The organism is Planomonospora parontospora, assembly GCA_014647935.1.
Lineage (GTDB): Bacteria > Actinomycetota > Actinomycetes > Streptosporangiales > Streptosporangiaceae > Planomonospora > Planomonospora parontospora.
This window is the reverse complement of record BMQD01000003.1, coordinates 1-13,708: the sequence shown is the minus strand read 5'-3', so window position 1 is coordinate 13,708 and position 13,708 is coordinate 1. Positions and strand designations below refer to the sequence as shown.

The following is a 13,708-nucleotide window of genomic DNA, read 5'->3' as shown; positions in this document are numbered from 1 at the left end:
ACAGCCCCGCCCGGGAGGTCAGGGGCGGCCGCACCCGGGGGACCCGGAGCAGCCGCACCCGAGGGATCAGGAGCCGGCCCGCCGTGCCCGTGTCCCGTGACAGGAGGGAACTCATCCGAACACCACCGCCCCGACCGCGATGAGCAGCACGCCCGCGAGCAGGCCCGTCAGGTAGAGCTGCAGGTTGCCGTTCTGCGCCGACCGCATCAGGCCGGACAGCCCCAGAGCCGCCCGGCCGGAACCGCGCACAGCGCCGTCCACCGCCCGGTCGTCGGTGCGGACGACCAGCCCGGCGAGGGCGAGGACCGGGGCGACGAACAGCGTCCGGTAGGCGGAGTCGACGTAGAAGGCCCGCTCGCAGAGGAGTCGGAAGGGACCGAGCATGCGGGCGGGGTCGCTCCGCGGGTCGCTCCGCCACATCGCGTAGACCGCTCCGGCGCCCAGCAGCGCCACCGCGACGCTCAGCGCGGCGGTGCCCCAGTGCACGCCGGCGGCACCGGCGAAGCCCAGCAGCAGGGCGGGCACCGCGAGCACCAGGATCGGCCGGCGCATGGTGGCCGGAGCCTCGTGGACGTCGATCACGTGGGCCGTGCCGGGGGCCGGTTCCGGAAGGGCGACCGCGGGACGCTCGCCGAAGAAGGTGCGCAGCCAGGCGCGGGTGGCGTAGGCGCCGGTCACCGCGACCGTGGCCAGGGCGCTGCCGTACAGCAGCAGGGCGGCGGCGTCCGTGAGCGGCCCGGGTGAGACGGCCCGCTCGACCGCGATCAGGATCTCGTCCTTGCTGAAGAACCCGCTGGTCGGCGGGAGGCCCATCAGGGCGGCGAAACCGATCGTCATCGCCGCGAAGGTGACGGGCAGCTCCCGGCGCAGGCCCCCCATCGCGCTCATCAGGTTGGAGCCGACCGCGTGGATGACCGCTCCGGCGCAGAGAAAGAGCAGGGCCTTGAAGGCGCCGTGGGTGATCAGGTGGAAGACCGCGGCGCCGTCGGAGCCCGCGGCCAGCGCCGCCGCCATGTAGGCGAGCTGGCTGATCGTGGAGTAGGCCAGGACCCGTTTGAGGTCGTCCTGGGCGAGGGCCGCGAGAGCGGCGCCGAGCATGCCGAGAGCGGCCAGGACGGCGAGGACGTTCAGGGTGAGGTCCGCGAGGACGAAGAGCGTGTGGAGCCGGACGACGACGAAGATCCCGGCGGCGACCATGGTGGCCGCGTGGATGAGCGCGCTGATGGGGGTGGGACCGGCCATCGCGTCGGGAAGCCAGGTGTGCAGCGGGGCCTGGGCGCTCTTGCCCGCCACCCCGGCGAGGATCAGTAGCGTCGCGACGGTCAGCGTGCTGACGGGCATCGACGTTCCTGCGGCCGTCGCGCCGACGGGTGAGATGTTCGTGGCCGCGGCGAGGATGTCGTCGATCCTGAAACTGCCGGCGGCCGTGCCGAGCACGAAGACGCCGAACAGGAAGCCGACGTCGCCTATGCGGGTGACCAGGAACGCCTTGACCGCCGCCCGGGAGTTGGCGCGGTCCTCCCACCAGTGGCCGATCAGCAGGTAGGAGCAGAGGCCCATGACCTCCCAGCCGACGTAGAGGACGAGGAGGTCGGCGGCGTAGACGACCAGCAGCATCGCGGCGGTGAACAGGCTGATGAACGCGCTGTAGGACGGGTAGCGGCGGTCGCCGCGCAGATAGCCGATCGAGTAGACCTGCACGGCGAGCGCGACGACGGTGACCAGGACCGCGATGGCCGTGGACAGGCCGTCCAGCTGGAGGCCGAGTGAGATCGGCACCGATCCCGTGTCCACGACGGTGAGCGTCCCGGTGACGGAGGGGACGTCGGATGCGTCCGCGAAGGGGAACGGCGCTCCCCCCTCGTGGCCGAACCGCGTCCAGTGGGTGTAGGCCAGCCAGGCCGCGAGGGCGGTGGAGGCGGCGGTGGGGACGACGGCGATCCAGGCGGCCCGGCGGTTCGCGGCCGTGTCGGCGGGTCCGCCCCGGGCGTGTCCCGGCCAGCGCGACCCCAGCAGCGCCACGGCCGCGGACAGGAACGGCAGTGCGACGGCGAGCGCGGCGAGGGCGATCACGGCGTCACCGTCCCGGGAGTCGTGCCGTCGCGGCCCGGCGCGCCGGCATCGGCGCCGGGGACGGTGACGGGAGAGGTGCCGGAGGCGAGGGACCCGGGGCGGGGCGCCCCGGCCGAGGAGGTGTCGGGCGCGGGACCGTCCCCGGAGTCGTCGTCCGGGCCGGAGGCATCGCCCGGGCCGGAGGCGCCGGGTTCGGCCAGGGCGCGCAGGCGGTCGAGGTCGACGGTCCGGCGGTTGCGGTAGAGCGCGAGGATGATGGCGAGGCCGAGGCCGACCTCGGCGGCGGCGATCACGATGACGAAGAGCGTGAGGACCTGGCCGCCGTGGAGCCGGTCGCGCAGCCAGACGTCGAAGGCGACCAGGTTGAGGTTGACCGCGTTGAGCATGAGCTCGACGGACATCAGGACGAGGATGGTGTTGCGGCGGGCGAGCACGCCGTACACGCCGATGGAGAACAGCAGCGCCGAGACGACCGCCGGGTAGACGACGTGCACGTCACTCCCTCCCGCGGATGTCGGTGCGGGAGATGACGATGGCGCCGATCAGGGCGGCCAGCAGCAGGACCGAGAGCGCTTCGAAGGGGAGCACCCAGGTGCGGAAGATGCTGGAACCGAGCTCGCCCGCCGAGCCGCGGCCCGGCTCCAGGGGGGCGTAGGCCGCATGGAAGCCGTCGACGACCACGGTGACCAGGACTGCGGCCGTCGCGAGGGCGACGACCGCGGCGGCGACCCGGTTGCCGCTGTCGAGGTCGGCGGCCCTCCCGATCGGGGCGCGGGTGAGCATGATGCCGAACAGGAGCAGGACGACGACGGCCCCGACGTAGATCAGCACCTGGACCCACGCCACGAACTCGGCCGTCAGGACCAGGTAGCACCCGGCGAGCGCGCCGAAGCAGACGACCAGCCAGAGCGCGGCGTGGACGAGCTGCCGGGTGGTCACGACCAGCAGCGCCGAACCGACGGCCAGCACCCCCAGGAGGAGGAAGACGATCTCCTGCCCGGTCGGCGACAGGTAGGACGGCACCGCTTCGGTCATGACTCCTCCTCACCGCCGCCCGGGTCCGTGGTGGAAGCATCCCCCGATCCGCCCTTCGCCGGAGGCCCGCCGCTCCCGCCTGTGGACGGATCGCCGCCGGACGGCCCGCCTGTGGACGAACCTCCCGGCGGCCGCTCCCCGGGCGGGCCGCCTGTGGACGAACCTCCTGCGGACGGACCGCTCGGCGGAACGTCCTTCTTCGGGAGCGCCCCCGGCGGTCTGATCGCCCGGACGCTGGCATGCCCGGCCGACGTCCTGCGGACCGGCCGCTCCGGCCCGGCAGCCCTTCCTGACTGCTCCTGCGCTCCGGGGGTCCGTCGCTCCCGTGCTCCCGGTTCCGGGGGTCCCTCCGACGCACCGGGCTCCTCCGGTCGCCCCGCGGGCTGCGGCCGCGCGGACCGCTCGGGCCGTGCGGGCGCCCCCGGTCGCTCCGCCTTCTCGTCCGCTCGCCCGGAACCCTCGTCCGCTCGCCCGGAACCCTCGTCCGCCCGCCCCGAATCGGCCTCCGCCGGACCGGCCGCGGAGGACTCGGCTGGAGGCCGGGGCCGGGCGGTCGCGGCGGACCGGGCCGGGGCCGCGGGACGGGCGGGGCGGGGCGGGCGGGAGGCCGCCGCGAGCTCCTTGGGCGGGTCGGCGTTGGGCTCGTGGGCGGGGGGCGGGGGGACGGTCTGCACCCAGGCGGCCAGCCGGTCCCGCTCGTGGACGAGGTTGCGGATGTCGCCGTCGGCGTACTCGAACTCCGGGGACCAGAACAGCGCGTCGAAGGGGCAGACCTCGATGCAGATCCCGCAGTACATGCAGAGGGAGAAGTCGATGGCGAAGCGGTCGAGCACGTTGCGGGCGCGCGGGCGCCCGCCCTCGGGCGCGGGCAGGGTCTCCTTGTGGGAGTCGATGTAGATGCACCAGTCGGGGCACTCGCGCGCGCAGAGCATGCACACCGTGCAGTTCTCCTCGACGAGCGCGATCACCCCCCGGCTCCGCGCCGGCAGATCCGGCCTGACCTCGGGGTACTGCTGTGTCACCGACCGGCTCAGCATGTGCCGGAGGGTGACGGACAGCCCCTTCACCAGTCCTACTCCCGGTATTCGCGCCACTTGGACATCATGACGCACCGAGGGTCCCGCGGGAATGCGACGGCCCCGCAGAAGACGCAGAAGACCGCGAAAGACACGGAAGACCGCGGAAGTCTGCGGAAGTCCGCGGAAGACCTCGTCCACAACTCCCACCGGTTATCCACAGCCGTTGTCCACAGACTGTGTGTTCGAGTTATCGGGTCCTGAGGGAGATCAACCGGGAGAGGGACTGCGAGCGCCCCCGGATGTACGTATTGTTCCGGCCATGTCCCAGCAGTACGGCTCCGCCTGGCACCCGTCGCAGAAACCCGCCCCGTCCACCACCGGATTGAGCGTGGTGTGGGCGCTGGTACCCCTGTTCACCTGCGGCATCGGCACCCCGTTCATCATGGGGCACGCCGCCCGGCGGCTCCGGAGCGCCCCGCTCGTCCTCGCCACCGCGGTCTACGCCCTCGGGATCGCGGTGTTCGTCATCGGAGCGGGGATCTACGGGGACTCCGATCTGATCCCCGTCTGGCTGGACGCCCTGATGATGGTCGGCCTGTTCGGCTCGTGGTTCGGCGGGCTCGGCCACGCGCTGATCATCCGCGGCTCGGTCTTCCGGGAGCGGCCCTCCTTCTCCGGGGCGCCCTACCACCCCCCGGCCGCCCCCGCGCCGCACCCGCGCACCGTGGGCCCAGCGGCCCCAGTGGCCCCGCCGTACGACCGGCCCGCCCACCCGCAGCACACCGCGCCCACCGTGGCCCCGCCGTACGACCGGCCCGCCTACCCGCAGCACACCGCGCCGCCGCTCCACCACGGCCCCGGCCCCGGGCCGTACACGCCGGTCCCGCCGCCCGGTCCGCGGCACGCGCAGCACACGCTGTACAGCCCGCAGTCCTCGGACGCGAACGTGAACAGGACCTTCGCGCGGTCCGACCGGTCCGCCGAGTGGATCGGGCCGTACCGGGTGATCGACACCCTGGGCCGGGGCGGGCAGGGGACGGTCCACCTCGCGCTCAGCCCGCAGGGGCAGAAGGTGGCGATCAAGGTCCTGCACGAGCGGTTCACCGGCAACCAGGCGGCCCGGGACCGGTTCCTGCGGGAGGTGGAGGCGACGCGCCGGGTGGCGACCTTCTCCACCGCCCGGGTGCTGGACGTGAACATCAACGACGACCAGGCCTACGTCGTCAGCGAGTACGTGGACGGGATGTCGCTGGAGCAGCTCGTCCGCGACCAGGGGCCGCGCGGCGAGGACGGGCTGACCCGGCTCGCCCTGGCCACCGCGGGCGCGCTGGCCGCGATCCACAAGGCGGGCGTGGTGCACCGGGACTTCAAGCCGGCCAACGTGCTGATCGGCGCCGACGGCCCCCGAGTGATCGACTTCGGTATCGCCCGCGCCCTCGACCAGGTCACGGTGACCTCCAGCGTCATGGGCACCCCCGCCTACATGTCCCCCGAGCAGCTCGCCGGCGGGCACGTCGGCCCGGAGACCGACGTCTTCAGCTGGGCGTCCACGATGATCTACGCCGCCTCCGGCCGCACCGCCTTCGGCTCGGACACCATCCCCGCGATCCTCAACCGGGTGATCAACCACCAGCCGGACCTGTCGGTCCTGCCCGCCTCCCTGCGCCCGCTGGCCACCGCCTGCCTGGAGAAGAACCCCGCCAACCGGCCCACCGCCGCCGACATCATGCTGCGCATCGTGCAGTGACCGTGCAGCGACCGCCCCGCCCGCGGTCCCCGGGCGGGGCGGTCACCCGGCCGCGACCCCGACGACGGCGTGGTCCCCCGGCTCCAGCCGTACCCCGACGGGCGGGGCGGTCATCCGGCCGCGACCCTGACGACCCCGGTGAGCAGGAGCTGGACCAGCGCCAGCGGCACCAGGCCGGTCCAGGCGAGCCGCTGCAGCTGGTCCTCGCGCAGCCGGGGGTAGCTCACCCGGACCCAGATCACCACGAACACCAGGGCGAACACCTTCAGCAGCATCCACACCGGGCCGGGCAGCAGCGGGCCGTGCCAGCCGCCCAGGAAGAGCACGCTCGTGAGCGCCGAGAGCACGATGATCCCGGCGTACTCGGCCAGCATGAACAGGGCGAACCGGATGCCGGTGTACTCCGTCATCGGGCCCATGATGATCTCCGACTCGGCGATCGGCATGTCGAACGGCGGGCGGCGCAGCTCGGCGAGTCCCGCGACGAAGAACACCACGCCGCCGACCGCCTGCCAGGGCAGCCACCACCACTGCCAGGCCTCCACGATGCCCGGCAGGGAGAGCGTGCCCGCCGCCATCGCGACGCTGGACGCGGCCAGCACCAGCGGCAGCTCGTAGGACATCAGCTGCGCGGCCGAGCGCATCCCGCCCATCAGGGAGTACTTGTTCCCCGACGACCAGCCGGCCATGATCGAGCCGAGCACGCCGATCCCCATCACGGCCAGCACGAAGAACAGCCCGGCGTCCAGGTCCACCCCGACCAGACCGGGCCCGACCGGGATCACGACCATCACCACGAGGTACGGCACCAGCGCCACGGCCGGGGCCACGGCGAAGACCCGGCGGTCGGCGGCGGCCGGGATCACGTCCTCCTTCTGCAGGAACTTCACCCCGTCGGCGATCAGCTGGGCCCAGCCGTGGAAGCCCCCGGCGTACATCGGCCCGAGCCGGGCCTGCATGTGCGCCATGACCTTGTGCTCCATCTGCCCGGCGACCAGCGGGAGCACGAGGAAGACCGCGACGATCGCGACCAGCCGGACGACGGCGTCGAGCACCTCGCTGAGCATCACGCCTCCGTCTCGGAACGCCCCTCGGCCCCGCCGTCGCGCGCCCAGTCCGCGGGCACGCCGGGCGGGAGGGTCTTGCGGCGGCTCGGGGAGCCGTGATCGGACTCGCCCGGTTCCTTCGCCCCCGGCCAGGCCTTGGCGACCCGCGAGGCCAGCACGAAGTCCTTGCGCAGCGGGAAGCCCTCGAAGCCGTCCGGCAGCAGCAGCGGGACGAGGTTCGGGTGTCCCTCGAAGACCACGCCGAACATCTCGAAGGTCTCGCGCTCGTGCCAGTTCGCGCCCCGGAACACACCGGTCGCGGTGGGCAGCCGGGGGTCCTCGCGCGGCACCCGGGTGCGCAGCAGCAGGCGCGAGCGGGCGTCCGGGTCGTAGACGCAGGCGACGACCGCGAAGCCCTCCGGCGGCTCGTCGACGCCGGTCAGCCAGTCGAGGAACACGTGGCCTCCGTCGCGGGCCGCCTCCAGCAGGCCGGTCCAGTCGCCGGGCTCGACGTCCGCCGTGGTCTCGCCGAACGACTCCGATACCCGGACGCGGGAGCCGTACCGCTCCTCGATCGCGGAGAGGTCCGCCCGCCCGCTCACCCGCGCCCGCCCTCGGGGGCGTAGCGGTCGCCCAGGTGCTCGGCGGCGATCTTCTCCTGGAGCTTCATGATGCCGTGCAGCAGCGCCTCCGGCCGGGGCGGGCAGCCGGGGACGTAGACGTCCACCGGGATGATCTGGTCGACGCCCTTGGTCACGCAGTAGGAGTCCCAGTAGGGGCCGCCGGTGTTGGAGCAGGCGCCGAAGGAGATGACGTACTTGGGGTCGGGCATCTGTTCGTACAGCCGCTTGACGGCCGGGGCCATCTTGTCGGTGACGGTGCCGGAGACGATCATCAGGTCGGCCTGCCGGGGGCCGTTGGCGAACGGGATCACCCCGAACCTGATGAAGTCGTGCCGGCTCATCGAGGTGGCGATGAACTCGATCGCGCAGCAGGCGAGACCGAAGTTGAACGCCCAGAGCGAGTAGCGCCTCCCCCAGTTGAGGACGAAGCGCATGGGCTTGGGGGCCAGTCGCGAGACCGGCCCCACCGCCGGCCGTACGGTGGGCATCGGGAGATCCGCCATGGGTCCATTCTCCTCCCGCGGGTCACGTCCAGGCGAGCACCCTCTTGCGCCAGGCGTACAGGATGCCGAGCGCGATGAAGCCGAGGAAGACCAGCATCTCCACCAGCGTGGTCATGCCGAAGCCGGGTGCGGCGAAGACCGTCGCCCAGGGGAAGAGGAAGACCGCGTCCACCGCGAAGACCACGTACAGGTAGGTGAAGACGTAGTAGCGCACCTGGGACTGGGCCCAGTCCCCGCCGACGGGGTCGACGCCGCACTCGTAGGTGGTCAGCTTCTCGGCCGTCGGCCGGTGCGGGCGGAGCAGCCGGTTGGCCAGGAGCCCGCCGGCGAAGATCGCCACCCCGATCGCGAGCAGCGCGAAGACCACCGCGTAGGAACCGAAGTAGCCGTCCAACGGACCTCCTCTCGGGGACCCGTCCCAGGGAGGTCGCGGGTCCCGGCCGCTAACGGATCCGACATGCATCGTCACCGAGTGGAGCGGTTAAACCTGAATCAGCCAAAGCCTGCTTACCGGTCGTACCAAGAAAAGGTAAACGACGCCATTCCCGCCCTACGGTGACATCCATGCACAGAATGCGATTCGTCGGCGGGGTGGCGCTACTCACAGTAGCCATGATCGGCTGCGGCTCCACCGCGACCTCCCTCGCGGCGGACGGCCTGATCCCCTCTGAGCCCACGCTCGTCGAGTACGCGGACCCCTCCCGGGTCGAGGGCCTGACCACGGCCACCATCACCGACGGTGACTCCGGTGAACGCAGCGTGCACATCGTCTACCCGGTCCTGGCCGACGCGCCCGGCCTCACCGAACGGCTCCGCGCCGTGGTGACCGAGCGGCTCGACCGGTTCACCGCGACCGCCGTCCGCCCGGTCGGCCGGGATGGGAGCGCCCGCCCCGAGCTCAACGTGGACTGGCTGCTGCCCGCCGCGACCGAGCAGGTCGTCGGGGTGCGGCTGGGCGTCGGCGAGCTCACCCAGTCCGGCTGGCGCGAGTCCAGGACCACCGTCTGGTACGACCGGGTGGAGAGGCGGGCCGTGGACTCCGCCGGCCTGCTCTCCGGCGGTCCCGCGCTGGCCTCGCTGGCCGGCCTGGTCAGGACGGAGCTGGCCGGCCGGGGGCCCGGCGTGGACGCCTCGGCCGTCCGGGCGGACGCGCGGCTCTTCGACTCCGTCGGCTTCAACCGGCACGGCGACCTCGTCGTGGAGTTCGACGACTACCAGGTGGCCGCCGGTTCGCTCGGCCGGGTGGCGGTCGCCGTGCCGGCGGGCAGGACCGAGGGCCTGCTCTCCCCCACCGGCCTGCGGGCCCGGGCCGCGGCCGTGCGCGCCGGGCGGCTGCCGGTCTCGACGCTCACCGCCGAGTCCATCAAGGCGTCCATCAAGGCGGCGGCCGCCGGCAAGCCCCCGGCGCGGAGCACCCGGGCGGGCACGGTGGACTGCGCGGCGGTCAGGTGCGTCGCGCTGACCTTCGACGACGGGCCCGGCCCGGCCACCGGCGAGCTGCTGGACGCCCTGGCCGCCCGCGGCGCCAGGGCCACCTTCTTCGTCACCGGCTCGAACGCGGTCGCCCGCCCCGACCTGCTCGGCCGGATGAGCCGGGAGGGGCACCTGGTGGCCAACCACACCTGGTCCCACCGCGACCTCGCCTCGCTGCCCCCGGGCAGGGCCGCCCACCAGCTGACCCGGGCCCAGGAGGCGATCGGCCAGGCGATCGGCCAGGCCCCCACCCTGGTGCGCCCGCCGTACGGCTCGGCCGGCGCCGGGGTCGCCGAGGCCGCGCGCGGGCTGGGCCTGGCGGTGGTCGGCTGGGACGTCGACGCGCTGGACGCGCGCGACCGCGACCCGCGGGCCGTCGCGCGCCGGGTCGCCGCCGGAGTGCGGCCGGGGTCGATCGTGCTGATGCACGACGTCCACCGCCCGGCCGTCGAGGCGGTCCCCGAGATCCTGCGGCGGCTCTCGGCGGAGGGCTACGCCTTCGTCACCGTGCCCGAGCTGTTCGGCTCCGCGGGGATGCGCCCGGGCCAGACGTACCGCTCCGGCCCGGCCGCCCCGACCGCCCCGCCTACTCCAGCCGCCCCGGCCGCCTCCGCACGGTCATAGCCGGCGGCTATGACCCCATAGCCGGAAGAGATGGGGACCCCGCCCGGGAAGGACATATAGTTGGCGATCGTGACCCCTACTGTCCTCTTCGGCCGCCTGCACGTTGACCTGTGCCGGCTCGCCGCCGGGCTGTGTCGGGACGACCGTTCGCGATCGTGATCCGCGCGGCCTCCCCCCGAGCCGCGGGCGCGACGCCCGAGCCCCCCACGCTCCACCACCGCGGCACGCCGGGGACTGCGACATGCGTCACACTCCCACGCCGTGCGGAACGCGAAAGACTACGCGTGACCCCCGAGGGATCTAGCATGGAAGTAAACATGGTGGCAACAGCAACGGCGCCCTTCGCGTCGAGGAGGACTGAGCTGTGACCAAGCAGGTTCAGCAACTCGACCGCGTGATCATCCGCTTCGCCGGCGACTCCGGCGACGGCATGCAGCTGACGGGTGATCGCTTCACCGCGGGCACGGCGGAGTTCGGCAACGACCTGTCGACGCTCCCCAACTTCCCCGCCGAGATCCGCGCCCCCGCAGGGACCCTGCCCGGCGTTTCGAGCTTCCAGCTGCACTTCGCCGACCACGACATCCTCACCCCGGGTGACGCGCCGAACGTCCTGGTCGCGATGAACCCGGCGGCGCTCAAGGCCAACCTCGGCGACCTGCCGCGCGGGGCCGACATCATCGCCAACACCGACGAGTTCACCAAGCGCAACCTGCAGAAGGTGGGCTACGCCGCCAGCCCGCTGGAGGACGACTCGCTCGCCGAGTGGCGCGTCCACCCGGTGCCGCTGACCTCGCTGACGGTCAAGGCCCTGGAGGGCTTCGACCTGTCGAAGAAGGACGCCGAGCGCTCCAAGAACATGTTCGCCCTGGGCCTGCTCAGCTGGCTCTACCACCGGCCGACCGAGGCGACGATCTCGTTCCTGGAGAACAAGTTCGCCAAGAAGCCCGAGATCGCCAAGGCCAACATCGCGGCCTTCCAGGCGGGCTGGAACTACGGCGAGACCACCGAGTCCTTCTCGGTCTCCTACGAGGTCAAGCCGGCCCCGCTGGCCCCCGGCGTCTACCGCAACATCTCCGGAAACCAGGCGCTCGCCTACGGCCTGATCGCCGCCTCCGTGCGGTCGGGGCTCCCGCTCTTCCTCGGGTCCTACCCGATCACGCCGGCCAGCGACATCCTGCACGAGCTCTCCCGGCACAAGCACTTCGGCATCCGCACCTTCCAGGCCGAGGACGAGATCGCGGGCGTCGGCGCGGCGCTCGGCGCGGCCTTCGGCGGCGCGCTGGGCGTCACCACGACCTCCGGTCCGGGCGTGGCGCTGAAGGCCGAGACGGTCGGCCTGGCCGTCATGACCGAGCTGCCGCTGATCGTGGTGGACGTGCAGCGCTCGGGCCCGTCGACCGGCATGCCGACCAAGACCGAGCAGACCGACCTGCTGATGGCGATGTACGGCCGCAACGGCGAGTCGCCGCTGCCGGTCGTCGCGCCGATGTCGCCGAGCGACTGCTTCGACGCGGCCGTCGAGGCCGCCCGCCTCGCGGTGAAGTACCGCACGCCGGTCATGCTGCTCTCCGACGGCTACCTCGCCAACGGCTCGGAGCCGTGGCGGGTGCCGGCCGCGGCCGACCTGCCGGACATCTCCACCGCGTTCGCCGCCGCGCCGGCCGAGGGCGAGGAGTTCCTGCCCTACCTGCGCGACCCCGAGACCCTCGCCCGGCCGTGGGCCGTCCCGGGCACCGCGGGCCTGGAGCACCGGATCGGCGGCATCGAGAAGGCCGACCGCACCGGCAACATCTCCTACGACCCCGACAACCACGACCGCATGGTCCGGATCCGGCAGGCCAAGATCGACGGGATCGCCAAGGACATCCCGCCGCTGGAGGTGGACGACCCCCACGGTCCCGACGGCGGGACACGGGTGCTGGTGCTGGGCTGGGGCTCCACCTACGGCCCGATCGCCGCGGCCGTACGGCGCATCCGCAAGTCCGGGGGGAAGGTGGCGCAGGCGCACCTGCGGCACCTCAGCCCGCTGCCCGCCAACACCGGCGAGGTGCTGAAGTCCTACGACAAGGTGCTGCTCCCGGAGATCAACCTCGGCCAGCTCGCGATGCTGCTCCGCGCCCGCTTCCTGGTCGACATCATCAGCTACAACCGCGTGCGGGGGCTCCCGTTCAAGGCCGAGGAGCTGGCCGACGTGATCCAGGATGTGATCGACAGTGAGTGAGCTTCTGAGCGGCCCCGGCCTCAACGGCAGGGGCCTGGCGCTGGTCCCCAAGTCCGACGCCAAGCAGTCCATGAAGGAGTACAAGTCCGACCAGGAGGTCCGGTGGTGCCCGGGCTGCGGCGACTACGCCATCCTGGCCGCCGTCCAGTCCTTCGTCCCGGAGCTCGGCCTCAAGCGCGAGAACATGGTGTTCGTCTCGGGCATCGGCTGCTCCTCCCGGTTCCCGTACTACATGAACACCTACGGGTTCCACTCGATCCACGGCCGCGCGCCCGCGATCGCCACCGGTCTGGCCGCCTCCCGGCCCGACCTGAGCGTCTGGGTGATCACCGGTGACGGCGACTCGCTCTCCATCGGCGGCAACCACCTGATCCACGCGCTGCGCCGCAACGTCAACCTCAACATCCTGCTGTTCAACAACAGGATCTACGGTCTGACCAAGGGCCAGTACTCCCCGACCTCCGAGGTCGGCAAGATCACGAAGTCCACCCCGATGGGCTCGCTGGACAAGCCGTTCAACCCGATCTCGCTGGCGATCGGCGCCGAGGCCTCCTTCGTGGCCAGGACCATCGACTCCGACCGCAAGCACCTGCAGTCGGTGCTGCGCGAGGCCGCCGAGCACAAGGGCACCTCGCTGGTGGAGATCTACCAGAACTGCAACATCTTCAACGACGGCGCCTTCGACCAGCTGAAGGACCCGGAGCAGCGCGACGACATCACGCTGCGCCTGGAGCACGGGCAGCCCATCGCCAGCGCCTCCAAGGCCGTACGGCGGGCGGCCGACGGCGGCATCGAGGTCGTGCCCCGGGCGGAGGTGGCCGAGAGCGAGATCCTCGTCCACGACGCCCACCGCGCCGACCCGTCGCTGGCCTTCGCGCTCTCCCGGCTGGACGAGCCTGCCTTCGAGCACGTCCCGATCGGCGTCTTCCGCAGTGTCGACCGCCCCTCCTACGACGAGCTGATGTCCACGCAGCTGGAGGAGGCCGTCGCGCAGCGCGGTCCCGGCGGCCTGGACGACCTGCTCCTGTCGGGGGACACCTGGCGCATCGGATAGCGCGCCGTACGGCGCGGGACCGAGGCGCCGTTACGCACCTGAACCGAGAGGGCCCTGCGCGGAGACTCCGCGCAGGGCCCTCTTCTCTCGTCCGGCCGCATGCCCGGCCGCGCCGGGCGTGCGGCGCGTCACTCAGCGGGCGCCAGCACCAGGCTCCACATGGTGGCCCGCACGCTCGCCGAGTCCGCCGTGACCGTGACCCCGTCCCGGACGCCGGCCGGGACCTGCGCGCCGCCGTCGGTCAGCAGGCTGGTGATCCGGCCGCTGCCGGTGCCGGCCTGGGTGGAACG

12 protein-coding genes and 1 pseudogene are annotated in these 13,708 nt (G+C 72.5%); 5 read left to right on the top strand and 8 right to left on the bottom strand.

The features are described from left to right. Positions 1-111: 111 nt before the first annotated feature. From IEZ07_RS05370 to IEZ07_RS05355, 4 genes and pseudogenes are all read right to left on the bottom strand, one after another. The gene (locus tag IEZ07_RS05370; RefSeq protein ID WP_191893781.1) at positions 112-2,073 is read right to left on the bottom strand and encodes an NADH-quinone oxidoreductase subunit 5 family protein; all 1,962 of its coding nucleotides are present in this window, start codon (positions 2,071-2,073) and stop codon (positions 112-114) included. A gap of 212 nt (positions 2,074-2,285) precedes the next feature. Further along, positions 2,286-2,567 (bottom strand): annotated as a pseudogene (gene nuoK / locus IEZ07_RS05365) (NADH-quinone oxidoreductase subunit NuoK); the annotation flags it as partial. Position 2,568: 1 nt separating this feature from the next. Continuing rightward, entirely contained in the window at positions 2,569-3,108 is a 540-nt protein-coding gene (locus IEZ07_RS05360) for an NADH-quinone oxidoreductase subunit J family protein (protein ID WP_068896251.1), read from the bottom strand. Then, complete coding sequence (locus tag IEZ07_RS05355) at positions 3,105-4,202, bottom strand: 4Fe-4S binding protein (RefSeq protein WP_191893780.1); 1,098 nt, start codon at positions 4,200-4,202, stop codon at positions 3,105-3,107. Before IEZ07_RS05355 ends, IEZ07_RS05360 begins: the two co-directional genes overlap by 4 nt. A 244-nt stretch (positions 4,203-4,446) precedes the next feature. Here IEZ07_RS05355 and IEZ07_RS05350 point away from each other — a divergent pair, with 244 nt between their 5' ends. Further along, positions 4,447-5,874, top strand: coding sequence for a serine/threonine-protein kinase (locus tag IEZ07_RS05350; RefSeq protein WP_191893779.1), 1,428 nt, complete (start codon positions 4,447-4,449; stop codon positions 5,872-5,874). A gap of 110 nt (positions 5,875-5,984) precedes the next feature. On the opposite strand, the gene nuoH is transcribed toward IEZ07_RS05350, so the two are convergent. The 4 genes from nuoH to IEZ07_RS05330 are packed head-to-tail and all read right to left on the bottom strand — an operon-like array spanning position 5,985 to position 8,440. Beyond that, the gene (gene nuoH / locus IEZ07_RS05345) at positions 5,985-6,941 is read right to left on the bottom strand and encodes an NADH-quinone oxidoreductase subunit NuoH (protein ID WP_191893778.1); all 957 of its coding nucleotides are present in this window, start codon (positions 6,939-6,941) and stop codon (positions 5,985-5,987) included. Continuing rightward, entirely contained in the window at positions 6,941-7,522 is a 582-nt protein-coding gene (locus IEZ07_RS05340; protein ID WP_191893777.1) for an NADH-quinone oxidoreductase subunit C, read from the bottom strand. The genes nuoH and IEZ07_RS05340 overlap by 1 nt, the downstream gene beginning before the upstream one ends. Then, positions 7,519-8,046 (bottom strand): NADH-quinone oxidoreductase subunit B, encoded by a 528-nt coding sequence (locus IEZ07_RS05335; protein ID WP_068896243.1) that lies wholly within the window; start codon positions 8,044-8,046, stop codon positions 7,519-7,521. The genes IEZ07_RS05340 and IEZ07_RS05335 overlap by 4 nt, the downstream gene beginning before the upstream one ends. 22 nt (positions 8,047-8,068) lie before the next feature. Further along, positions 8,069-8,440 carry an NADH-quinone oxidoreductase subunit A gene (locus IEZ07_RS05330; protein ID WP_191893776.1) on the bottom strand — a complete coding sequence of 124 codons (372 nt, stop codon included), beginning with the start codon at positions 8,438-8,440 and terminating at the stop codon, positions 8,069-8,071. 170 nt (positions 8,441-8,610) lie between these two features. Between IEZ07_RS05330 and IEZ07_RS05325 the strand changes: the two genes are divergently transcribed. From IEZ07_RS05325 to IEZ07_RS05315, 4 genes are all read left to right on the top strand, one after another. Continuing rightward, positions 8,611-10,143 carry a polysaccharide deacetylase family protein gene (locus tag IEZ07_RS05325; protein ID WP_191893775.1) on the top strand — a complete coding sequence of 511 codons (1,533 nt, stop codon included), beginning with the start codon at positions 8,611-8,613 and terminating at the stop codon, positions 10,141-10,143. A gap of 69 nt (positions 10,144-10,212) precedes the next feature. Further along, entirely contained in the window at positions 10,213-10,302 is a 90-nt protein-coding gene (locus tag IEZ07_RS36250) for a putative leader peptide (RefSeq protein WP_369690506.1), read from the top strand. A 205-nt stretch (positions 10,303-10,507) separates the two neighbouring features. Beyond that, on the top strand, positions 10,508-12,364 hold the full coding sequence (locus tag IEZ07_RS05320) for a 2-oxoacid:acceptor oxidoreductase subunit alpha (RefSeq protein WP_068896237.1): 1,857 nt from the start codon (positions 10,508-10,510) through the stop codon (positions 12,362-12,364). Next, entirely contained in the window at positions 12,357-13,418 is a 1,062-nt protein-coding gene (locus tag IEZ07_RS05315) for a 2-oxoacid:ferredoxin oxidoreductase subunit beta (RefSeq protein ID WP_191893774.1), read from the top strand. Before IEZ07_RS05320 ends, IEZ07_RS05315 begins: the two co-directional genes overlap by 8 nt. The last annotated feature ends 290 nt before the right edge of the window (positions 13,419-13,708 follow it).

Bases quoted from the DNA above. Each gene is read 5' to 3' on its own strand.
- IEZ07_RS05360 (WP_068896251.1), bottom strand. From the start codon at position 3,108: ATGACCGAAGCGGTGCCGTCCTACCTGTCGCCGACCGGGCAGGAGATC.
- IEZ07_RS05350 (WP_191893779.1), top strand. From the start codon at position 4,447: ATGTCCCAGCAGTACGGCTCCGCCTGGCACCCGTCGCAGAAACCCGCC.
- nuoH (WP_191893778.1), bottom strand. From the start codon at position 6,941: ATGCTCAGCGAGGTGCTCGACGCCGTCGTCCGGCTGGTCGCGATCGTC.
- IEZ07_RS05335 (WP_068896243.1), bottom strand. From the start codon at position 8,046: ATGGCGGATCTCCCGATGCCCACCGTACGGCCGGCGGTGGGGCCGGTC.
- IEZ07_RS05325 (WP_191893775.1), top strand. From the start codon at position 8,611: ATGCACAGAATGCGATTCGTCGGCGGGGTGGCGCTACTCACAGTAGCC.